The sequence below is a fragment of the Botrimarina colliarenosi genome (assembly GCF_007859955.1).
In the GTDB taxonomy this organism is placed as follows: domain Bacteria; phylum Planctomycetota; class Planctomycetia; order Pirellulales; family Lacipirellulaceae; genus Botrimarina; species Botrimarina colliarenosi.
The window spans coordinates 440511-461158 of the sequence record NZ_SJPR01000004.1 but is presented as its reverse complement, the minus strand read 5'-3'; the positions used below and the strand labels follow the sequence as shown (position 1 = coordinate 461158).

Annotated in this window: 18 protein-coding genes, 1 tRNA gene and 1 other RNA gene; 14 read left to right on the top strand and 6 right to left on the bottom strand. The window is 66.0% G+C overall.

Annotated features, from left to right (window positions below):
• Positions 1 to 188 precede the first annotated feature (188 nt).
• Entirely contained in the window at positions 189 to 2096 is a 1908-nt protein-coding gene (gene dnaK / locus Pla108_RS15885) for a molecular chaperone DnaK (protein WP_146445936.1), read from the bottom strand.
• A 418-nt stretch (positions 2097 to 2514) separates the two neighbouring features.
• Here dnaK and pheA point away from each other — a divergent pair, with 418 nt between their 5' ends.
• From pheA to Pla108_RS15840, 9 genes are all read left to right on the top strand, one after another.
• Positions 2515 to 3489 (top strand): prephenate dehydratase, encoded by a 975-nt coding sequence (gene pheA / locus Pla108_RS15880; protein ID WP_146445935.1) that lies wholly within the window; start codon positions 2515 to 2517, stop codon positions 3487 to 3489.
• An 89-nt stretch (positions 3490 to 3578) separates the two neighbouring features.
• Complete coding sequence (aroF, locus tag Pla108_RS15875) at positions 3579 to 4604, top strand: 3-deoxy-7-phosphoheptulonate synthase (RefSeq protein ID WP_146446022.1); 1026 nt, start codon at positions 3579 to 3581, stop codon at positions 4602 to 4604.
• Between the two features lie 144 nt (positions 4605 to 4748).
• On the top strand, positions 4749 to 5501 hold the full coding sequence (gene tpiA, locus Pla108_RS15870) for a triose-phosphate isomerase (protein WP_146445934.1): 753 nt from the start codon (positions 4749 to 4751) through the stop codon (positions 5499 to 5501).
• A 122-nt stretch (positions 5502 to 5623) separates the two neighbouring features.
• The gene (gene secG / locus Pla108_RS15865; RefSeq protein WP_146445933.1) at positions 5624 to 6085 is read left to right on the top strand and encodes a preprotein translocase subunit SecG; all 462 of its coding nucleotides are present in this window, start codon (positions 5624 to 5626) and stop codon (positions 6083 to 6085) included.
• 46 nt (positions 6086 to 6131) lie between these two features.
• Positions 6132 to 7019, top strand: a complete 888-nt coding sequence (locus Pla108_RS15860; protein ID WP_146445932.1) for a YicC/YloC family endoribonuclease — start codon at positions 6132 to 6134, stop codon at positions 7017 to 7019.
• A gap of 91 nt (positions 7020 to 7110) precedes the next feature.
• Positions 7111 to 7719, top strand: a complete 609-nt coding sequence (gmk, locus tag Pla108_RS15855; protein ID WP_146445931.1) for a guanylate kinase — start codon at positions 7111 to 7113, stop codon at positions 7717 to 7719.
• Positions 7720 to 7813: 94 nt separating this feature from the next.
• On the top strand, positions 7814 to 8074 hold the full coding sequence (locus Pla108_RS15850) for a DNA-directed RNA polymerase subunit omega (RefSeq protein ID WP_146445930.1): 261 nt from the start codon (positions 7814 to 7816) through the stop codon (positions 8072 to 8074).
• Between the two features lie 84 nt (positions 8075 to 8158).
• The gene (locus Pla108_RS15845; protein ID WP_146445929.1) at positions 8159 to 8704 is read left to right on the top strand and encodes a flavoprotein; all 546 of its coding nucleotides are present in this window, start codon (positions 8159 to 8161) and stop codon (positions 8702 to 8704) included.
• A gap of 88 nt (positions 8705 to 8792) precedes the next feature.
• Positions 8793 to 8865: transfer RNA gene (locus Pla108_RS15840), tRNA-Asn, on the top strand.
• A gap of 135 nt (positions 8866 to 9000) precedes the next feature.
• Here Pla108_RS15840 and Pla108_RS15835 read toward each other — a convergent pair.
• Complete coding sequence (locus tag Pla108_RS15835; protein WP_146445928.1) at positions 9001 to 9810, bottom strand: SDR family oxidoreductase; 810 nt, start codon at positions 9808 to 9810, stop codon at positions 9001 to 9003.
• A 150-nt stretch (positions 9811 to 9960) separates the two neighbouring features.
• Between Pla108_RS15835 and Pla108_RS15830 the strand changes: the two genes are divergently transcribed.
• The 3 genes from Pla108_RS15830 to Pla108_RS15820 all read left to right on the top strand — a co-directional run bounded on the left by Pla108_RS15830 (position 9961) and on the right by Pla108_RS15820 (position 13740).
• Positions 9961 to 11265 carry a glucuronate isomerase gene (locus tag Pla108_RS15830; RefSeq protein WP_146445927.1) on the top strand — a complete coding sequence of 435 codons (1305 nt, stop codon included), beginning with the start codon at positions 9961 to 9963 and terminating at the stop codon, positions 11263 to 11265.
• A gap of 190 nt (positions 11266 to 11455) precedes the next feature.
• Entirely contained in the window at positions 11456 to 12751 is a 1296-nt protein-coding gene (locus Pla108_RS15825; RefSeq protein ID WP_146445926.1) for a lactate racemase domain-containing protein, read from the top strand.
• 329 nt (positions 12752 to 13080) lie between these two features.
• A complete protein-coding gene (locus Pla108_RS15820; protein ID WP_197526614.1) occupies positions 13081 to 13740 on the top strand; it encodes a PEP-CTERM sorting domain-containing protein in 660 nt (219 codons plus the stop codon).
• 118 nt (positions 13741 to 13858) lie between these two features.
• Here the strand turns inward: Pla108_RS15820 and Pla108_RS15815 are convergent, their stop codons facing one another.
• Positions 13859 to 14698 (bottom strand): sugar phosphate isomerase/epimerase family protein, encoded by an 840-nt coding sequence (locus tag Pla108_RS15815; RefSeq protein WP_146445924.1) that lies wholly within the window; start codon positions 14696 to 14698, stop codon positions 13859 to 13861.
• 121 nt (positions 14699 to 14819) lie between these two features.
• Between Pla108_RS15815 and Pla108_RS15810 the strand changes: the two genes are divergently transcribed.
• Positions 14820 to 16514 carry a divalent metal cation transporter gene (locus tag Pla108_RS15810; RefSeq protein WP_146445923.1) on the top strand — a complete coding sequence of 565 codons (1695 nt, stop codon included), beginning with the start codon at positions 14820 to 14822 and terminating at the stop codon, positions 16512 to 16514.
• Between the two features lie 178 nt (positions 16515 to 16692).
• Here Pla108_RS15810 and Pla108_RS15805 read toward each other — a convergent pair whose 3' ends face one another.
• Positions 16693 to 17769, bottom strand: coding sequence for a Gfo/Idh/MocA family protein (locus tag Pla108_RS15805; RefSeq protein ID WP_146445922.1), 1077 nt, complete (start codon positions 17767 to 17769; stop codon positions 16693 to 16695).
• 66 nt (positions 17770 to 17835) lie between these two features.
• Positions 17836 to 18837 (bottom strand): sugar phosphate isomerase/epimerase family protein, encoded by a 1002-nt coding sequence (locus tag Pla108_RS15800; RefSeq protein ID WP_146445921.1) that lies wholly within the window; start codon positions 18835 to 18837, stop codon positions 17836 to 17838.
• Between the two features lie 164 nt (positions 18838 to 19001).
• Here Pla108_RS15800 and ssrA point away from each other — a divergent pair.
• Positions 19002 to 19373, top strand: a transfer-messenger RNA (tmRNA) gene (gene ssrA, locus Pla108_RS15795).
• Between the two features lie 106 nt (positions 19374 to 19479).
• On the opposite strand, the gene Pla108_RS15790 is transcribed toward ssrA, so the two are convergent.
• The gene (locus Pla108_RS15790) at positions 19480 to 20460 is read right to left on the bottom strand and encodes a hypothetical protein (protein WP_197526613.1); all 981 of its coding nucleotides are present in this window, start codon (positions 20458 to 20460) and stop codon (positions 19480 to 19482) included.
• Positions 20461 to 20648 lie beyond the last annotated feature (188 nt).

The window sequence follows — 20648 nt, the reverse complement described above, 5'->3', positions numbered from 1 at the left end:
GAATTGTCAATCGCCTTGGCTACCGGTGGGTCTCGACCCACCCTACGCACTAACGGACGAAATCAAGAATTATTCAAAACCGTTGATACTCTTCTGCCAAGTCTTGTGCAGATAGCCGGGGGCGTCACCGCCCCCGGCTATCGTGATATTCAACCTATTCGCCGCTACCGCAGCAATCTTGCCGCGGCTCAGCCCTCTTTCACCTCGAACTCCGCATCGATCGCGTCCTCTTCCGCGGCGTCGGGCGTCGCTTCGGCTGACGCCGTTGCTCCGGCGGCACCGGCGTCGGCGGCCGACTTGTACATCGCTTCGCTCATGGCGTGCGACGCTTGCTGCAAGGCGTCGGTCGCGCTCTTGATCGCCGACAGGTCGTCGGTCTTCGCCGCTTCGCGGACCTTGGTGATCGCCGCCTCGATCGGCTGGCGGTCGGAGTCCTTGACCTTGTCGCCCTGCTCTTTGAGCGTCTTCTCGACCGAGTAAGCGAGCGCCTCGCCGCTGTTGCGGGCTTCGACGAGCTCGCGCTTCTTCTTGTCCTCGGCCGCGTTCGCTTCGCCGTCCTTCTTCATCCGCTCGATCTCTTCGTCGGAGAGGCCGCTGGACTGCTCGATCGTGACGGTCTGCTCCTTGCCGCTGCCGAGGTCCTTGGCCGCCACCGACAGGATGCCGTTGGCGTCGATGTCGAACTTGACCTCGATCTGCGGCACGCCGCGCGGCGCCGGCGGGATGCCGTCGAGGTTGAACTGGCCGAGCAGGCGGTTGTCGGCGCACATCTCGCGCTCGCCCTGGAAGACCCGGACGGTGACCGCTTGCTGGTTGTCGTCGGCCGTGCTGAAGACCTGCTTCCGCTCGGCCGGGACCGTGGTGTTGCGCTCGACGAGCTTCGTCATCACGCCACCGAGGGTCTCGATGCCGAGCGACAGCGGCGTGACGTCGAGCAGCAGGATGTCCTGGACCTCGCCGGAGAGGACGCCGCCCTGGATCGCGGCGCCGATGGCGACGACCTCGTCCGGGTTGACGCCCTGGTGGGGGTCCTTGCCGAAGATCTTCTTGACGACTTCGCGCACCTTGGGGATGCGGGTCGAGCCGCCGACGAGCACGACCTCGTCGATCTTCGACGGGTCGAGCTTGGCGTCCTCGAGCGCCTTGAGGACGGGGCCCCGGCAGCGCTCGATCAGGTCATCGACGAGCTTCTCGAACTCGACGCGCGTGATCGACATCTGCAGGTGCTTCGGCCCGCTGGCGTCGGCCGTGATGAACGGCAGGTTGAGGTCGGTCGACTGGGCGCTCGACAGCTCCTTCTTGGCCTTCTCGCACGCCTCTTGCAGGCGCTGCAGGGCCATCGTGTCCTTGCGGAGGTCGATCCCCTGGTCCTTCTGGAACTGGTCGGCGACGTAGTTGATCAGCGCCTCGTCGAAATCGTCGCCACCGAGGTGGGTGTCGCCGTTGGTGCTGATGACGCGGAAGACGCCGTCGGCGACTTCGAGGATCGAGACGTCGAACGTACCGCCACCGAGGTCGAAGACGCAGATCGTCTCCTGGCCCTTCTTGTCGAGGCCGTAGGCGAGGCTCGCGGCGGTCGGCTCGTTGATGATGCGTGCGACCTCGAGGCCGGCGATCTGGCCGGCGTCCTTAGTCGCCTGACGCTGGGCGTCGTTGAAGTAGGCCGGGACGGTGATCACCGCCTTGTTGACCTTGTGGCCCAGGTAGCTCTCGGCGGCTTCCTTGAGCTTACGGAGCGTCTTGGCGGAGACCTCCGGGGGGGTCATCTCCTCGGCGCCCGCTTTGACCTTCACGTAGTCGGTGTCGCCGCCGACGATCTCATAAGGGACCATCTTCTCTTCGCCCTTCACCTCGTCGTGGCGACGACCCATGAAGCGCTTGATCGAGTAGATCGTCCGCTTCGGGTTGGTGACGGCCTGGCGGCGCGCGGGCTCGCCGACGAGGACGTCGCCCTTGTCGGTGAAGGCGACGACCGACGGGGTGGTGCGGTTGCCTTCGGCATTGGGGATGACTTTCGCTTCGCCACCTTCCATGACGGCGACCACGCTATTGGTGGTGCCCAGGTCGATGCCGATGATTTTTTCTCCAGCGGCCATGCTTACAGCTCCTTGGCGTGAGGTGGCGTTTTTTGCGCTATGGGTTGGTTTCGCCTGACCCTCCGCCGGCGGCAGGTCGCCGGTCCGGCAGAGGGGGGCGGGGTGGATTCGTCGAGCCGAGTCGTCCCGAGTGTTCTGTGGGGCAAGCCTCCAGACGTACCCGTAGCGACTCGTGCCTCTCCCATTGGGCAAAGAGCGTGCCAGCAGGGACAATTCGGGGCCGCTTGACTTAAGCCGCTGTGGGGGCAAGAGTTACGTCACGGGCCGCCAGTGGCCGCAGACGGCAGCCGGCTGCCAATTTGGTGGCCTCCCACTGCCGCCCGCCGCGCCGTGGTGAGCGAGAGTTGTCAGAATGGCAGTCGCGATCCCTGGCGGATGACCCAAGTCCCGTCGCTGTAAACCGTTAGGCGTTCCCCCGATGGCGAAGAAGGCCCCGTCCAAGACCGAGTCGCCGACGCCTGAGATGGGGGCGCGGGAGCGGCTCGACCTGCTCGATCGGCAGATCGCCGACGCGCTGGCCCAGCGGCAGGCCCTGGTGGCCCAGCTGGCGGGGGGCGTGCGGCGGGTGGCGTATCTCGGCCCGGAAGACTCATTCAGCCACCTGACGGCGCTCGAGCGGTTCGGTGAGGCGGCCGACCTCGTCCCCGTCGCGACGATCCATGCGGTGTTCGAGGAGGTGGCGGGCGGGTCGTGCGAGTTGGGCGTGGTTCCGCTCGAGAACTCGACCCACGGCCGCGTGACCGACACGCTGGAGGCCTTCGCCGGCACGGCGGTGGCGATCTGTGGCGAGGCGCCGATGCGGATCCACCATTGCCTGTTGGGGCAGGGCCCGCGGTCGGCGATCGGCCGCGTCGTGAGCAAGCCCCAAGCGCTGGCCCAGTGCAGCCACTGGCTGGCGGAGCACCTGCCGGGCGTCGAAACCGTTCCCTACGGCAGCACGAGCGACGCCGCGCGGCTGGCGTCGGAGGACCCGAGCGTCGCCGCGATCGCCAGCAAGCAGGCGGGCCACCGCCACGGTTTGGAGGTTTTGGCTCCGAACATTGAGGACCAGAAGGACAATGTCACCCGGTTCGCGGTGATCGGTCCCAAGGCGGCTGCGCCGACGGGGGACGACAAAACGGCCCTAATGTTCGAGCTGGCCCACGAGCCGGGGGCCCTGGCCGACGGGATGGCGGTCTTCAAGAAAGAGCAGCTCAACCTTACCTGGATCGAGTCGTTCCCGATCCCCGGGAGCCGGACGGCGGACCTCTCGGGGGGGCGGTATCTGTTCTTCGTCGAGCTGGTGGGGCACCAAGACGACGCCGGAGTCGGCCGGGCCGTGGCGTCGCTGGGGGAGAAATGCTTGCAGCTTCGGGTGCTGGGGTCCTACGCGCGGGGTAAGGTGCTGGGTTAAAGTGCTGGGCTCGCAACAGCGGTCCCGGGTCAACGACGGTCCGGCGCGTGAAAGCCTCTCAGCCACTGGTCTCCAGCCTCAGCCTCCCGATGCTCATCATCCTGCGGGAAACCGCGACCGACGCGCAGATTGACCACGTCGTGCAGCGCGTCGAGACGCTCGGCCTGAAGGCCCACCTCAGCCGCGGCACTTACCGCACGGTGATCGGCGTCATCGGCGACGAAGAGATCATCGCATCGGCCCCGCTGGCGGCGATCCCCGGCGTGTCGGAGGTCGTGGCCGTGCAGCCCGCCTTCAAGCTGGCCAGCAAGACCGCCCACCCCGAGCCCTCGATCGTGTCGGTGGGCAAGGGCAAGACCGCGGCCAAGTTCGGCGGCGGGCACATTGGCATGATCGCCGGCCCCTGTGCGATCGAGTCGGCCGAGCGCCTCGACGAGATCGCCGGCGCCATCAAGGCCGCCGGCGCGACCGTCCTCCGCGGCGGCGCCTACAAGCCACGGACCAGCCCCTACGCGTTCCAGGGCCTTGGCGAAGAAGGCTTGCGGATCCTCCGCGAAGTGGGCGACAAGCACGGCTTGCCGGTCGTGACCGAGGCGATCGACCCGCGGCACGTCGAACTCGTCGCCGAGTACTCGGACATGATCCAGCTCGGCGCGCGGAACATGCAGAACTTTGTCCTGCTGACCGAGGTCGGCAAGACCGACAAGCCGGTCCTCATGAAGCGTGGCATGGCCGCCACGGTGAAGGACCTGATGATGTCGGCCGAGTACGTCCTGTCGCAGGGCAACCCGAACGTGGTGCTCTGCGAACGGGGCGTGAAGGGCTTCGACAACGCGTGCCGCAACATGTTCGACGTAGCGGCGGTGCCGCAGGTGCACGAGCTTTCGCACCTGCCGATCATCGTCGACCCGAGCCACGCCACGGGCCGCCCCGAGCTGATCCCGGCGTGCGCCCTGGCGGGTGTCGCGGCCGGAGCGGACGGCGTCCATATCGAGGTCCACAACCTGCCCGAAGACGCCATGTCCGACGGCCCGCAGGCGCTGCTGCCGGAGCAGTACGCCGAGCTCGCCGCTCAGATCAAGAAGGTCGCCGAGGCGATCGGCAAGACGATTTAGTGATAGTCCCCCTCCCCTTGATGGGGAGGGGTTAGGGGAGGGGTGACGACACCGGGTACCCGCTTCATCCCCCCTCCCTAACCTCCCCACCAGGGGGAGGGGCATAAACAGAAACTCTTACTCCGGCCCAAAGAATCTTGACCCATGCGTAAAACCCTGATCGCCGGCAACTGGAAGATGAACACCGACCGCGCCACCGCGGTCGCGCTCGCCAAGGCCGTGGCCGAAGGCGCTGCGGAGGTCGAGGGCGTCGACCTGCTGGTTTGCCCCCCCGCGATTTATCTATCGGCCGTCGGCGAGGCGCTCGCCGGCAGCCCGGTCGCCCTGGGCGCCCAGAACATGTCGCCCGAGGACAACGGCGCGTTCACCGGCGAGACGTCGGCCACGATGCTCGGCGACGTCGGCGCGGAGTACGTCATTCTTGGCCACAGCGAGCGGCGGACCTTGTTCGGCGAGACCGACCTCGACGTCTGCAAGAAGACGCACAAGGCTCTCGCCGCGGGCCTCGCCCCGATCGTCTGCGTCGGCGAGTTGTTGGAAGAGCGGGAGGCGGGCAAGACCGCCGAGGTCATCAAGTCGCAGTTCGAGGCCTCGCTAGCGGACATCAGCGAGACCCAGATCACCAGCATCGTGATCGCCTACGAGCCGGTTTGGGCGATCGGCACCGGCAAGGTCGCGTCGCCGGAGCAGGCCGAGGAGGTCCACGCTGATCTTCGCCGGCTGCTCACCGAACGCTACACTGCGGAGATCGCCGAATCGATCCGACTGCTGTACGGTGGCAGCATGAAGCCCGGCAACGCGGCCGAACTGCTCGCCAAGCCGAACGTCGACGGCGGCCTGATCGGCGGCGCCGCCCTAAAGGCCGAGGACTTTCTCGGCATCGCCAAGGCGAAGTGAGTTCAAGGAGGGACGAGGGATCACGGACAGGCGGCGAAGGCGCCTTCCTTCGGACCCGCAGCGTGTCACGGTCCTGTGATCTTTCCCTCGTTACCTGCCCCTAACCCCTATCCCCCGTCGCTATGAGCAGCTTTCTCCAATCGGGCGCCGCGGCCTTGCTGATTCAGCTCGTGCTGTCGATCACGGCCATCTTCATCATCCTGCTGGTGCTGGTGCAGCGGGGACGCGGTGGCGGTTTGGCCGGCGCCCTCGGTGGCCCCGGCGGGTCGAGCGCGTTCGGCGCCAAGGCGGGCGACACGTTTACACGCATCACGATCATCGTCGTGTCGATCTGGATCGTGATGTGTCTGCTCGCCTCGATCTGGGCCGCCCATCGCGGCGACGCCTTCGCTGGCAGCGACGCGGCTCTGGCCGGATCGGTCAAGACCGCCGAAGAGCCCGGTATCGGCGCCGCGACCACCGATGAGACGTCCGCCGACGAGACGGCGACCGAGGGCGAGACGACGGCCGATGGCCCGTTCCTCGGAGAGGGCGCCGCTACGGAAGAGAACGCCGCCGCCGACGACCAGCCGGCCGACGAGTGACCCCCCTGTGGCCCGCTAGGTCGGGCCGCCAACCGGAGAATCGTCGATGCTGCTGAGTATGACCGGCTTCGGCGAAGGCCGCGCCGAATCGCCGACGATCGCCGTTGTTGCCGAGCTGCGGAGCATCAACAACCGCCACCTCAAGATCAGCTACCGCTCTAGCGACGGCTATCACGGCCTCGAGCCCGAGGCCGAACGCCTCGTGCGGGACCGTGTCCGTCGCGGCACGGTGCAGCTGAATGTCCGTGTCGACCGTCGCTCAAGGGCAGGGGACTACCGGATCAATCACGAGGTGCTGCTCGCCTACCAAGAGCAGCTGACCGAACTGGGGGGCGTCCATGTTCAGCCGACCCTCGACAAGCTGCTGACGCTCCCCGGTGTGATCAGCGCCCCCGACGCTACGGGCGCCGACCCCGAGGCCGACTGGCCGACCATCCAGAAGGCGATCAACGCGGCGCTCGAGTCGCTCGACGAGATGCGCCGCCGCGAAGGCGAAGCCCTCGCCGCCGACCTGCTCGCCCAGACGGCGGCGGTCACGACAGAGCTTGCCGGTATCGAGGTCCGTTCCCCGCTGGTGGCCGACGCCTACCGCGAACGGTTGCAAGAACGGGTTGGCCAAGCGATCGAGAAGGTCGGCGTGACGCTCGAGCCGTCCGACTTGGTGCGCGAGGTCGCCCTGTTCGTCGACCGCAGCGACATCTCCGAAGAGATCGTCCGCCTGCGGAGCCACTTGGTGCAGTTCGAGGCCACCATCACCGAGGCGGCGAAGAGCAAGGACGGCGTCGGCCGCAAGCTCGAGTTCATCGCCCAGGAGATGGGCCGTGAGGTGAACACGATCGGCTCCAAAGCGAACGATTCGGAGATCTCGGCCCGCGTCGTCGAGATGAAGGCGGCGCTCGAGCGAGTCCGCGAGCAAGTCCAGAACGTCGAGTAGACACGAGCCACCACCGAGACGGAGCGACCCGGCCCCGGCTGTTGGCCGCTCGGTCGGCGCCCCGGCGGTCGCGGCTCGAACTTCCAAGAACATGGCCCCCACACCCGGCAAACTTGTCGTCCTCTCCGGTCCTTCGGGCGTCGGCAAGAGCACGATCGTGCGCAAGCTGCTGGCGATGACGGGCGACCGAATGCGACTCAGCGTGTCGGCGACGACCCGCGACCCCCGTCCCGGCGAGGTCGCGGGCCGGGAGTACCACTTCCTGACCGATGACGAGTTCACCCGCCGCCGCGAGGCGGGGGAATTTCTCGAATGTGTCGAGGTTTTCGGCCGCGGCCACTGGTACGGCACGCTTCTTGCAGAGGTGACTCCTAGCCTGCTGCGGGGCCAGTGGGTACTCTTAGAGATCGATGTCGATGGGGCGAAGCGGGTTCTGGCGGCCTACCCGGGGGCGGTGAGCGTCTTCGTGACGGCGGCGCCGGACGAGGCTCAGGCCCTTGAGGTGCTCCGCGAGCGCCTCCAAGCCCGGGGCACCGAAGCCCCCGACGCCATCGAACGCCGCTTGGAAGTCGCGAAGCACGAGCTCCAGCAGGCCTCTCAATACCAGCATATTGTCGTCAACGAAGGCCTCGACGACGCCATCGACCACATCCACGAGCTCCTCATCGCGGCCGGATTGCCGTCGAAAGAGATTCCCTGAGAAGAGGTTGGGGCGCTCTCCCTGAGTGACGCCCCAACGTCCTACCGCCCGAGGCCCGCGCCTTGGGCTCAAGACCCCTTGCCCCCCCACTCGCATGATCGAAGCGCTGAAAGAAGAAGAGATCGTCAACAAGGTCGGCGGCCGCTTCAAACTGTCGACGCTGATCCAAAAGCGCTTGGTCGCCATCAACGGCGGCGCCCGCCCGTTGGTGCATGTCGACACCAATGACAAGATGGAGATCGTCGTCCAGGAGATCCTCCAGGATAAGATCTACCTCGACGCCGCCAGCGAAGTGCAGATGACCGGTGACGTCCCGCGCAGCGGGCCGGTTGATTTCGACTTCGACAGCATCTGAGGCGGACGGCTAGAGCCGTACGTCTGGAACGATCCGGCGCGGCGCACCCCTCACCTCTCAGGACTCGAGCCTCATCGTCTCCCGATGGCAGAAATCCTCCTTGGCGTCTCTGGCGGGGTGGCGGCTTACAAGGCCGCGTACCTGACGAGCCGCCTCGCCCAGGCAGGAAACGCTGTCACGGTGGTGCTGACCGCGTCGGCCGAGCGGTTCGTTGGCGTCGCGACGTTCTCGGCGTTGTCGGGCCGGCGGGTGCATACGGACGCGTTCGACCTGTCGGACCACCCGCTGGGACCGCACATCGAGCTCGCCCGCCAGGCCGACCTGCTGGCGATCGTCCCTGCGACCGCAGACGTGATGGCGAAGGCGGCCCACGGCCATGCCAACGACCTCCTGAGCACGCTGCTGCTGTCTTTCACAGGACCGGTTGTCTACGCCCCGGCGATGAACAGCGAGATGTGGCGGAAGCCGGCGGTGCAGCGCAACCTGGAGCAGCTCCGGGAAGATGGCGCCGTGATCGCGGAGCCGGGTGACGGCTGGCTCAGCTGCCGCGACCAAGGCCCCGGAAGGATGGCCGAGCCCGACGAGATCGCCGCTCTGATCGCGGCAACCCTCGCCAGCGGCGCATCCTGACCCGTCGGCCCGAACCCGAGCCCCCAATCAGGCGTCCCTAGGTCTAGACGGGCCCCGCCGGTGACGACATAATTTTCACTGCTACTGATCCCCTGTAGCTCAGTTGGTAGAGCAGGCGGCTGTTAACCGCCTTGTCGCAGGTTCGAGTCCTGCCGGGGGAGCTTCGTTGGACTTATCGAGCCCCGTGAACGCAAGGTTCACGGGGCTCTTTTTTTTGAGAGGCGGAAATCAGGCGTTGGACCCCGCTGGGATCCTTGAGATCTCAGTCGTACGGGGCGCCGCTAGTTCGATCCGCTCTAGATCGTGGTTGATGAGAAGCCGCCGTCGACGACGATGTTCTGCCCTGTCACGAACGACGAGCCGTCGGACGACAGCCACGCCACGGCGCCCGCCAGTTCCTCGGCCCGGCCGAACCGCTTCATTGGCGTGTGCTGGATGATTTGGCCGCCGCGCTCGGTGTAGCTGCCATCGTCGTTCATCAGGAGCTTGCGATTCTGGTCGGCGGGGAAGAAGCCGGGGCTGATCGCGTTGACGCGGACCCCCTTCTCGGCCCATTCGCGGGCCAGGAACATCGTCAGGTTGATCACCGCCGCCTTCGCCGCCGAGTACGCGACGACGCGCGACAGCGGGATCATGCCGCTCATCGACGCGATGTTGATGATCGAACCCGCGCCGCGCTCGACCATCTTGCGACCGAAGGCCTGTGAGGGGAGCAGCGATCCGCCGACGAGGTTCAGGTCGAACACGTCACGCCAAGCGTCGAGCGGCAGCTCGCAGAAGTCGGCGCCCGGCGGCAGCGTCGCCTCGGGCCGGTTGCCGCCGGCGGCGTTGACGAGGGTGTGGACCGGTCCGAAATCGGACTCGATCCGGGCGGCGGTCTCGGCCGACGCGGCTGGATCGAGGGCGTCGAGCTGGAAGAAACCGGCCTCGACGCCTGATTTGGCTAGCTCGGCGACCCGAGCTTCGCCCCGCTCTTCATTGCGGCCGCAGATGGCGACGCGAGCCCCGGCGTCTCCGAGCGCCGAGGCCATCGCCCCGCCGAGCGTGCCGGTTCCACCAATGACGACCGCAACGCGGCCATTGAGATCGAAGAGCGAGGACGCCATAGGGGGACCAGTTCCAACAAGAGGGCTGAGGGGGCGGACGCCGTACCGCCCGGCGTCGCGTCCGGATAGTCTGTACGGAGCCGCCCTTGAACGCTACCGAGGGGGTCGGAAAGCAAGCCCAATCAAAAAGAGACCCAATTTCGCCAAGATATGCCTGCCCTCACACCATCAGCGATCACCACCGCCGTCGAGCAAGCGGTCTCCGAGGCGTCGGTCTGGGATTTTCACACCCACCTCTACCCTCCCGCATTCGGAACGGCGATAGGACGGGGTGTGACGGCCGACCCGCAAGGCCTGTTGCTGTGGGGCATTGATGAGCTGCTCACCTACCACTACCTGATCGCCGAGGTTCTCCGCGAAGCGGCCGGCGACGGGCTCACCGCCGAACGCTACTACGCCCTCTCGAAGACCGAGCAGGCCGACCTGATCTGGCGGAAGTTGTTCGTCGAGGCGACCCCGCTCTCCGAGGCGTGCCGTGGCGTGGTGACGACGCTCACCAAGTTGGGCCTCGACCCCAACGAGGCGACGCTCGACGGCCACCGCCGCTGGTTCGCCGAGCAGTCGCCCGAGGAACAGATCGACCGCACGCTCGAGTTGGCAGGCGTCGATACGGTCACCATGACTAACGACCTGTTCGACGACAACGAACGGCAGCGCTGGCTTGCCGACCCGGCGCCGCTCCGGGCCGACCCACGGTTCCCGACGGTCCTGCGGTTCGACGCCTTGGTGACCGACTGGGAGCACGCCGTCCCGCGGCTCAAAGCGTGGGGCTATGACGTCGATCGGCCGCTCTCCGCCGCCGCGATCGATGAGGTCCGGCGCTGCCTGTCGGACTGGATCACCCGCATCGGCCCCGTCTACTGCGCGATGAGCCTCCCACCGACGTGGCGGTATCCGAGCGACGACCCGGGAGTCCGCTGCCTTACCGAAGCGATCCTCCCCGTCTGCGCCGAGCACGGCCTGCCGCTGGCGCTGATGATCGGCGTGACGCGGCAGATCAACCCGGCGGCCCGCTTGGCGGGCGACACCGTTGGGTCGGCCGACGTCGAGTCGATCGCCCTCTTATGCCGAGACTTCCCGGAACAGCGGTTTCTGGTGACGCTCCTTTCGCTAGAGAACCAGCACGAGCTCGCCGTCACGGCGCGCAAGTTCGCCAACCTCACGCCGTTCGGCTGCTGGTGGTTCCTCAACAACCCGTCGCTGATCGAAGAGATTACGCGGATGCGGCTGGAACTGCTCGGTCCGACGTTCATACCGCAGCACTCCGACTGCCGGGTGCTGGAGCAGCTGATCTACAAGTGGGACCATTCGCGGCGTGTGATCGCTGCGGTTTTGGGCGATCAGTATGCAAAGCTCGCCGCCGCCGGCTTGGTCGTTACCGATAGTATGATTGAGCGCGACGTCCAGCGCCTGCTCTACGGCAACGTGGCTGGCCTCCTTCAGAAGGACACTTGATGAAGGGGGATGGGGGGATGAATTGGGGATAAGGAGATGGCCTGTCCAACTGCTTGCCGCTAACGATAGCCAGACATCCACATGAATATTTTCTCTTCTATTCGTAGCCATTCCAAGAAACGCCGCCCCACGAAATACCATCCCCCCATCTCCAATTCATCCCCTTATCTCCCTTCCTAACGCATCTCCCATGAACGCCGCTGACGAACCGTCGCTGCTCGCTGACCTCGGGGGCCCCGAAGGGCTCGACTCGTGCGACCTTGAGGACATTGTCGAGCGGATCGCCGACAAGTGGGTCCTGCAGGCGGGCGTCGAGCGGCTGCTGCTGCTGCCGCCGGACCACACACGGCTCTATTCGCAGGCGGGGCGGATCACCGACTCGCTCTGGAAGCTGCTGTCAGACCGCGTCGCGATTGATGTCATGCCGGCACTCGGCACGCACCACCCGATGAAGCCCGCGCAGCTGCGGATGATGTTCGGCGACGCGATTCCGCTGGAACGCTTTATCGCGCACAACTGGCGCGACGACCTCACGCCGCTAGGGGTCATCCCGGGCGAACGTCTCGGCGAGCTCTCCGGGGGGCAGATGAACGACCCGGTCGAGGTGGCGGTCAATAAGCGAATCGTCAGCGGCGAGTACGACCTCGCCCTCTCGATCGGCCAAGTGGTGCCGCACGAGGTGATCGGCTTCGCGAACCACAGCAAGAATGTCTGTATCGGCTGCGGCGGCGGCGGCATGCTGCACCAGTCGCACTTCCTCGGCGCCGTCTGCGGCATCGAGCAGGTGCTGGGCGTCTCCGATACGCCGGTTCGCCGGCTGATGAACCAGGGGTTCTACGACTTTGTCCGTCCCAAGGCCGACGTGCGGTTCGTGCTCACCGTCGTCGAGGACAAGCCGACCGGCCCGCAGCTCGCCGCGGTCACCGCCGGCGCCGGGACGGCCTGCTTCGACTGGGCCGCCGCCTTGGCGGGAGATCGGAACCTCAACCACCTCGACCGGCCGATCGACCGGGCCGTCGTGTGGCTCGACCCGCGCGAGTTCACTTCCACCTGGCTCGGCAACAAAGCGATCTACCGCACGCGCAAAGCGATGGCGGACAACGGCGAGCTGATTGTCCTGGCGCCGGCGGTCGACACCTTTGGCGAGGACAAGACGATCGACATGCTGATCCGTCGCCACGGCTACTGCGGCACGCCGGGGACGCTGGCCGCTTTGGAGAGCGACCCCGAGTTGGCCGCCAACCTCTCCGCCGCCGCTCACCTGATCCACGGCTCGACCGAGGGCCGCTTCAACGTCACCTACTGCACGGGCGACGGTCTCAGCGCCGAAGAGATCCGTAGCGTCGGCTACGAGCACCGCCCCGTCGCCGAGGCGATGGCCGCCTTCGGCGTCAGCGACAGCCTCGCCGATGGCTGGCAAGACGCCCCCGACGGCAAGCCGTTCTACTTCATCCGCAACCCGGCGCTGGGGCTGTGGACGAGTTAGCCGATTGGTTGGTCCGCAGCTTAGCTCGCCTCCTTCGGTCTCTCGGCCCTTCCCCAGGTCAGCGGATCGTTTAGCCCGGCGATTGTCGCGCTACTTCGGGTTGGAATCCGTAGGAGACGGTGGGGCCCGGCGATTTTTCGCTCTCGGCGGCCGGCAGCCAGACGGCTTAGTCCAAGCGAAAGTATAAAATAAATGCCGTTTTTCGGTCCGCCAGAAGGACGGGCTGGTTATTCTGCTGGAGGAATCCAGGGGCGGGTCCCAGCTCATCAACCTAGAGAATTGACGTTCGTCAACTGATGTCCTCCTCTCACATCTTGGAGCAATTGCTAATGTCTCGTCATGAAGTAAGCCTCTCGCTAGCGAATCCGTTCGCTGTAGCGGCCGCGATTCTGGTTGTGGCGACCAGTGCCCAGGCAGAGCTTATCACCTCGTTCAACAACCTTGATTTCGACGCCGGTGTGGCGAATATCGGCGGTTTCGATAACCCAGGTGCTGATGTCCCGGGTTGGATGGATGGCGGGCCCATAGTCGATGCCGGCGTTGAAGGGCCAGGCGCTTGGTGGGCCCCCCACGAAGATCACGCCGCCTTCATGAGTAGTGGAGACTCTGCTTACACGATGAGCACCTATACCATTCAGACAGGCGACGTTTACGAGATCGGCTTTTATGCGAAGCATTGGGAATGGACCGGCACCGGCGAATGGACGGCCACCCTGTTCTACGACAATCCCGCCAATGTGATCGGCGCCTACACCCAGGGTGGTCTCCCCGACAACGGATCCTGGAATCAGTTTTCTGATCCGGTTGGGATCGCAGCGACTCCCGCCTCGGTCGGTGGCACGCTTGGTATCCTCATGACGAGCACGGGGACAGGCATCGCGCAGGTGGACGAGATCACTGTGAATCTCGTTCCAGAACCAGCGACGACCGGTTTGGTTAGCCTCTGTGGCGCGGCCCTTTTGTTGATCCGCCGCCGTGCGGTTTGCTAGGTCTTCCTAGCTCCCTACGATTCAGACGATGCCCGGCCGTCGAAATGACGGCCGGGCATTTTGTTTGGATAGCAGTTCGCCCGACAGCAGTTCGCCCGACAACCGTCGCGCGGCGAATCTATCCCGCGGCGACAAGGTTCGCGTAGCTAATCCGTGCAATCTCTTCCGGCGACGGTTCGTAACGAAAAACCTCGACCGAGACCCAGCCGTCGTAGCCGGTTGCTTCGAGCGCCTGGTAGATCGGCGGGAAGTCGACTTCGCCCATGCCGGGGCCGAGCAGGTTGGGGTCGTTGGCGTGGAAGTGGGCCGTGTGGGCGGCGTTGGCGGTGACGATGTCGACGATCGGCGTCGGCTCGCTCGCCATCGCCTTGACGTCGAGGTGGAGCCGGCAGGCGGGCGAACCGAGCCGGTCGGCGAGCGCCACCGCCTCGGCGGCCGTGTTGAGGAAGTCCCCTTCGGCGGGGCCGAGCGGCTCGAGGGCGAGCGTCACGCCGCGGTCCTCGCAGACCGGCAGCATCGCCCCCAGCACCGTCGCGGCGTGGTCGGTCGCTTCTTCGAGCGAGACGCCCGGCAGCCGGTTGCGCTGCTGCGGCGAGCCGAGCACCATCACCTTGCCGCCAAGATCCGCACAAAGAACGGCGAGGGCGGCCAGGTAGTCGGCGGTCGCCTGCTGCACAGCGGGGTCGGGCGACGTCAGGTAAAAACCCTCGGTCTTGGCGAGCAGCCAGTGGAGGCCGACGACTTCGAGGCCGGCGTCGGTTGCGGCGGCTTTGATCTTTTTGCGGTCACTTGCGGAGAGTTGCCGGGCGTCCCGCAATTCACCACCGCCCGGAGCGGCGGGATCACCAAGCGTGAACGGCGCTAGTTCGATCCCCGTGTAGCCGATCTCCGCCGCTAAATGAAAACCGTCGGCGAGGGGGCGGTCGGCAAAAGTCTCGTTGCAGAGGGCGAATCGCATCGGTGGAGTGGTTCGGGGGTTGGCGGTGAATCTGGCGTCAGGGGGTCGCTTCGTTTAGTTTAACGCCGCAACGGGTCTCTTCTCACCGCCTCTCGCTATTTCTGTCAATCCGACCGACCGCATGTCTGAAAGCTCACGTCTCGATCGCGACCGCGCCGCCCTTGAGGCCGTTGCCGACAAAGGGCCCGCCGCCAAAGCGGGGACCTACCTGCGGATGTCGGGGCCCGGCTGGCTGCAGAGCGCCATCACGCTCGGCGGCGGCTCGCTCGCCGGCGGGCTCTATCTGGGCGTGCTGAGCGGCTACGGCATGATGTGGCTGCAGCCCCTGGCGATGCTGTTGGGCGTCGCGATGCTCTCGGCGATCGCCTATGTGACGCTCTCGACGGGGCGCCGGCCGTTCCGGCTAGTGGTCGAAGAGGTGAATCCCGTGCTCGGTTGGGCGTGGGCCATCGCGACGCTGATGGCGAACGTCGTGTGGTGCCTGCCGCAGTTCTCGCTCGGCACCGCGGCGCTCCAGCAGAACCTGGCGCCCGGCCTGTTCGGCGGCCCCACCGGAAAGGCGGTCGCGGTGACGTTGCTCGGCGTCGCGGCGCTGCTGACCATCATCTCCTACGAACGGGGCGGCGGCGGGATGAAGGTCTTTGAGAGCATTCTTAAAGTCCTCGTCGGCGTCATCGTGCTTTGCTTTATCGGCGTGGTCGTAAAGCTCACCGGCGTTGTCGGCGGCATCGACTGGTCCGAAGTGTTCCGCGGTTTTATCCCCAATTTTGCCTCGTTGGGGGGCGTCCCCACCGCGTTGCAAGAAGCCGCCGACGCGACGGGCGACGCCGGGTCGTTCTGGGCGGGCCTGGTGAAATCAGAGCGGCAGGACGTGATGCTCACCGCGGTCGCGACGGCGGTTGGCATCAACATGACCTTCTTGCTGCCCAACTCGCTGCTCGATCGCGGGTGGGACAAGAAGTTCCGCGGCCTGGCGACGTTCGACCTGGCGATCGGCCTGTTCGTGCCGTTCCTCATCGCCACGAGCTGTGTCGTTATCGCGGCCGCCGCCCAGTTCCACGGCAAGTACAACGAGGGGGTCGTCACGGCCGAACCGACCGCCGCGGCGGTCTCCGCGGTCAGCACCGGCAAAGCGGCCGGGAGTTACCTCGGCCTGCTCGACCGGAGGCTCGCTTGGGAGCATGGCGCCGAGACGGTCGCCGAGTGGAATAAGAGCGACGAGATCGTCGCCCAGCGGGCCGCCCTCTCGCCGAGTGACCGCAAGATGGCCGCGATCCTGGTGCAGCGCGACGCCGACGACCTGGCCGACGCCTTGACGCCGCTCACGGGCAAAGCGGTCGCCCAGTTGGTGTTCGGCGTCGGCGTGTTGGCGATGGCGCTATCGACCATCGTTGTGCTGATGCTGATCAACGGCTATGTCTTTGCGGAGATCTTCGGCGCGCCGCACCGCGGGGCGGTCCACTTTGTCGGGACCTTGATCCCGTTGGCGTTCGGCGCCGTGGCGCCGTTCGTCTGGACCAAGGCGATGTTCTGGCTCGCGGTGCCGACGTCGGTCTTCGGCATGGTCCTATTGCCGATCGCCTACGTGACGTTCTTGATGCTGATGAACAACCGCCGCGTCCTCGGCGACGCCACGCCAACCGGCGGCAAACGTGTCGCGATTAACACGATCCTCGGCGTCGCCGTCACGCTGGCGACGATCGGCGCCTGCACGAGCATCTACAGCAAGACGGGCTGGGCTGGGTTCGCCGTCGCCGGGGCGTTGATTGCTTTGGCGCTGGTCTTCCGCCGGCGAGAAACGCCAGCGGTCGTGTAGACATTCGCACGGCGACAGCGTCGCCAAATCCCCTTCCCTCTGGTGGGGAGGCCACTTCCCCGGATAAATGGGGGGAGGGGGGCGTCCCTGGTACCCGGGTTCCTCACCCCTCTCCGACCCTCCCCATCAAGGGGAGGGAGCTGAGGCGACGACGTCGCCAGGAGAAGGTCAGCACAACCTAGCCAATGGTCGCCACCGTGACGGGTTTACCCGACTCGGCCGATTCGTAAATCGCCCGGATCACAGCGAGCGCCTTCCAAGCCTCGCCGGCGTCGATCGACGACGGCTTGCCCGCCTCGATCGCCGACAAGAAGTCGGCTAGGTTGCGGGTGTGGTTCGAGTAGTCGATCGCCATCGGGTCGGCGCCGCCCCCCTTGCCCGCCTTGTTGGTGAACTTGGCTTTGACCGCTTCGTCATCGGGTTGTTCGTCGCGGAACGCCCAGGTGATGAGCTCTTGCTCGTGGACCTCGATCGTGCCGTCGCGGCCGCCCAGGTGGAACCGCATCGCCCCGCCGGGCCACATCGCGGTCGTGCCGAGGATGACGCCGACGGCGCCATTCGCGAACCGCACCGTCGCGGCCGCCGCGTCCTCGACCTCGATATGCTCGGGGTTGTGGCAGAGCAGACTCGTGTAGCCAAACACCTCGACCGCCCGGCCGGCGCCGGCCGCTTCGGCGAGCCAGAGCATCGCGTCGATGGCGTGGATCGACTGGTTGATAAGGGCGCCGCCGCCGTCGAGTTGCTTGGTCCCCTGCCACCGGTTGGGGCCGTAGTAAGCGTCGTCTCGCCACCAAGGGACGTAGGCGTTGGCCACAGCGAGCTTGCCGAAACGGCCCGCCTTGGCGGCGTCGTGGGCCGCGACCACAACCGGGTTGAACCGCTGCGGAAAGATGCCGCCCAGCGTGGCCGACGACGCCCGCTCGGCGTCGATCATTTGCTGGGCGCGTTCAAGGTTGATCTCGATCGGCTTCTCGCAGAGGACATGAATGCCCCGCTCGAGCGCCGCGATAGCCGGCTCGAGGTGCGCGCCGCTCGGGGTGCAGACCGTCACGACGTCGGGCTTGGCTCCGTCGAGCAAGGCCTCGGCCGTCGGATACCACTCCCCGCCGTACTTTTGGCAGAACTGGCGGCCTTTTTCTTCCGACCGGCAGCAGGCGGCGACCAGCTCGGTCCCCTCAATGTCGCCCAACGCCTTGGCGTGCATCCCCGCGATGGCGCCGACGCCAATGATTCCGATACGGTGCTTGGTAGCCATTTGTCACCACAGAGAGCACGGAGAGTAGAGAGGACACGCAGAGAACGGCGGATGTCCTCGCAAGGTTCAGAGCAGATCGTCGGCCGTCTTTAGATCGTGCGACAGTCCGAGGTAATCGATCAGGTCGCAGAGCGAACGCAGGGCGATCCCCATGCCGTCGGCGCCGCTGTAGCCACCGAATTGGCCGCCGCCCCGGACATGCGGTTCGAGATCGAGCAGCACGCCCGGCAAGCCGATCTTCTTCATCCGCTTCAGCATCGGGCCGCCAGCCGTCTCGGCCAGGTCCCGCAGCACACGCTCGTAAACGCCACTGCCGCGGCTGACGGGGCAGAAGTCCTTGAGGGCGTCCTCGTCGATGTGCCCGCCCCGCGCGGCCGACTTCATGGGGCGGTAGTCCTTAACATGGATCCACCCGAGGCCCGCCTTCATCGCCTCGTACTCGGCGAACGATTCGTCGGGCGAGTAGCCTTGCGCCAGCAGGTTGCCGGCGTCATAGATCAGAACCATCGCCGGGTGGTTCACTTGCTTATGGATCTGCTGCAAGAGCTGTCCGGTCTGGCCAACGAGGTTAGCCTCGACTTCCAGTCCAAAGACCAAGTCGGCGGCGGCGCACGCCTCGGTAATCTGTCCGAGCTGATCGACTACCTGCGCCAAGTGATCACCTGGCTCGGTCCCTTTGGGGTGATAGTAAGAGAAGCCTCGAACGAGCTTGGTCCCCACACCGGCAGCGATGTCACACGCCTTGGCGACATCCTGCTTGAGGTACTTGGGGAACGGGATGTACTGGTTGGAGGTGCCGTCCTCGACATCGAGGAGCTTGACTTTGCCGATCGGCGAGCCGAGCGTCGCGACCTCGAGGCCGAAGTCGTCGAGCCGCTGGCGGACCTGCTTGACCTCTTTCTTCGTAAGGGCCATTGCGTTCTTGACGCCGTCACCCAGGTCGACGAACCGCAACGAACATCGCCGCAGGCCGATGGCCGCCATCGCCGCCAGCTCTTCGCCGATCAGCTTCGTCGCGGAGGCTTCGTCGGCGAAACCACTAAGAAGGAACGGTGGGAGCGTGGCCATCGGCAGATTCGTTTGCGGGGCGGGAGCTAGTGAAGAAGCGGCGATAAGCCGGCTAGTTTCGCCAACCCGTCGGACGGCGTCTACCGGCGCCGACAGCCTTCTCTCAAGGCCCCCGTGCGTGTAGGATAAGGTGTCGGCCGTGTCACGGCGGCCGGGGCTATCCTGGGGGCGAACTGGGTTCGACCGGGTTGTCGAAGCGTGAGTGGCGTGTCGTGGTTGATCGGTGGCCCACGTAAAAAGCCGATCACACACCTTCAATTGCCGAAGGTAACTACGCTCTCGCTGCCTAGTTTAGGCTAGTTCCAGCGACGTAGCCTGGTCGCTCGCCGGAAGCTTCCAACGCAACGTATAACCCCCTCCGGACCGCTGTGATTCACCGCCCAGTACGGTCACAGTTAAAAAAGTTCTGAGCTAGTGCGGCGGTAGCCGGGTCCGTGAGGGCGCCCGCCGTGCGAAATCAAATCCACGGGACACACACGTAGAAGCTCCCGTGGAGCGATCGCGGGACGCGGGTTCGATTCCCGCCGCCTCCACTTTCTTCACCGGTTGTCCCCTTCAGGGCCAACCGGTTTTTTTGCGCTGTGACATCGCTGCGTTTGACATCGATGTAATGCCACACGCCGTTGGATCACCGCGCGCCGGTCATCTTGGCGAGACGCGGATCTCTTCGTCGGTCGCCGAGACGTCCAGGCCGGCCGCTTCACCGATGGCGGCGAGGAGCTCTTCAAGCGTCGCCTGACGCACCTCAAAGCTGGCGCGCTGATTGGGATCGTTAAGGGCGTCGGAAACGCGCAGTTGGCGTCCCAGTTGATTGGCAAGCTGTCGCAGGACCGGCACGACCGGTTGTTCCACGACGCGAATCGAGTAACGGCTTTCGCCAACGACGCCGTCGTCCGACTTCAGCAGCGAGGCGAGCGACGCCGGCGGCTCTTGGGACGCCGCCTCGAGGGGCTCGAGCCGGATCGTGTTGGCGTCGCTGGCGTCGCGGGTCCAGCGGAGTCCGAAGCCGAGGGCGACGAGCGTGAGGCGGTCGCCCGCGGCGAGCCGGGGCGTCGATCCGGCCGGCCAGAGGTCGTGCGGGATCGCCTCGGGGTTAGCGAGCTGACAGCCCGCCTCGGCGGCGATCTGTTCGACGAGTTGTTTTGGCGACGTGAGCCGGGGCCAGTCCATCTTGTTGGCGCGTCGCATCCCGCGGGGCGCGCCTTGGCGCCACTGCTCGGCTAAGCGGGGCAGGGCGGCGGCCGCGTCGGCAGGTCCGACGTAAACGATCCCGTCGATCGCCGCGACGCCGAGCCCGGCCTCAGCGGCGATCGCGTCGAGCAGCGCTGCGATCGGCTCGCCGTTCGACGAGAGATCGATCGTCGTGCGGGGGTCCGTACGGCGATCGATCCAGAGGGGCGTCGCGGTCTCCGCCGCGAAGCGTCGCAACGCGTCGCGCGTGGGGACGTCGCGCCAGTGCAGCGTTGCCGGCGTCGCTAGCCGTCGCAGCAAGAGCACGGACGGTTGCTGGGCGGCCGCTACGGGGGCGAGTAGCAGCGACAGCGTCGCCAGCCTAACGAGGCGACGCAGCGGCTCGCCGCACAGACGCTTTGCCCCGTCCAATGTCAAGCGAAAACTGGTCAAGTCGATCGCCTTTCGTGCGGTCACTTCTTTTTGATTGAGCGGATCGCTGACCTGATTAAACTCGGGACTGCAGGAGAGGTCACGCCCCTGTGGGACCTCGCCAGACGGCTTGCGGCCCCGCGCCCCTGACCGAACTCGTAGCGGCACGAAGCAAGGCCCAACCAATCCGACGGCGAGCAGTGAGCGTT

Excerpts from the sequence above, each read along its gene's own strand:
- dnaK (WP_146445936.1), bottom strand. The coding sequence starts at position 2,096 with ATGGCCGCTGGAGAAAAAATCATCGGCATCGACCTGGGCACCACCAAT.
- pheA (WP_146445935.1), top strand. The coding sequence starts at position 2,515 with ATGGCGAAGAAGGCCCCGTCCAAGACCGAGTCGCCGACGCCTGAGATG.
- aroF (WP_146446022.1), top strand. The coding sequence starts at position 3,579 with ATGCTCATCATCCTGCGGGAAACCGCGACCGACGCGCAGATTGACCAC.
- tpiA (WP_146445934.1), top strand. The coding sequence starts at position 4,749 with ATGCGTAAAACCCTGATCGCCGGCAACTGGAAGATGAACACCGACCGC.
- secG (WP_146445933.1), top strand. The coding sequence starts at position 5,624 with ATGAGCAGCTTTCTCCAATCGGGCGCCGCGGCCTTGCTGATTCAGCTC.
- Pla108_RS15860 (WP_146445932.1), top strand. The coding sequence starts at position 6,132 with ATGCTGCTGAGTATGACCGGCTTCGGCGAAGGCCGCGCCGAATCGCCG.
- gmk (WP_146445931.1), top strand. The coding sequence starts at position 7,111 with ATGGCCCCCACACCCGGCAAACTTGTCGTCCTCTCCGGTCCTTCGGGC.
- Pla108_RS15850 (WP_146445930.1), top strand. The coding sequence starts at position 7,814 with ATGATCGAAGCGCTGAAAGAAGAAGAGATCGTCAACAAGGTCGGCGGC.
- Pla108_RS15845 (WP_146445929.1), top strand. The coding sequence starts at position 8,159 with ATGGCAGAAATCCTCCTTGGCGTCTCTGGCGGGGTGGCGGCTTACAAG.
- Pla108_RS15835 (WP_146445928.1), bottom strand. The coding sequence starts at position 9,810 with ATGGCGTCCTCGCTCTTCGATCTCAATGGCCGCGTTGCGGTCGTCATT.
- Pla108_RS15830 (WP_146445927.1), top strand. The coding sequence starts at position 9,961 with ATGCCTGCCCTCACACCATCAGCGATCACCACCGCCGTCGAGCAAGCG.
- Pla108_RS15825 (WP_146445926.1), top strand. The coding sequence starts at position 11,456 with ATGAACGCCGCTGACGAACCGTCGCTGCTCGCTGACCTCGGGGGCCCC.
- Pla108_RS15820 (WP_197526614.1), top strand. The coding sequence starts at position 13,081 with ATGTCTCGTCATGAAGTAAGCCTCTCGCTAGCGAATCCGTTCGCTGTA.
- Pla108_RS15815 (WP_146445924.1), bottom strand. The coding sequence starts at position 14,698 with ATGCGATTCGCCCTCTGCAACGAGACTTTTGCCGACCGCCCCCTCGCC.
- Pla108_RS15810 (WP_146445923.1), top strand. The coding sequence starts at position 14,820 with ATGTCTGAAAGCTCACGTCTCGATCGCGACCGCGCCGCCCTTGAGGCC.
- Pla108_RS15805 (WP_146445922.1), bottom strand. The coding sequence starts at position 17,769 with ATGGCTACCAAGCACCGTATCGGAATCATTGGCGTCGGCGCCATCGCG.
- Pla108_RS15800 (WP_146445921.1), bottom strand. The coding sequence starts at position 18,837 with ATGGCCACGCTCCCACCGTTCCTTCTTAGTGGTTTCGCCGACGAAGCC.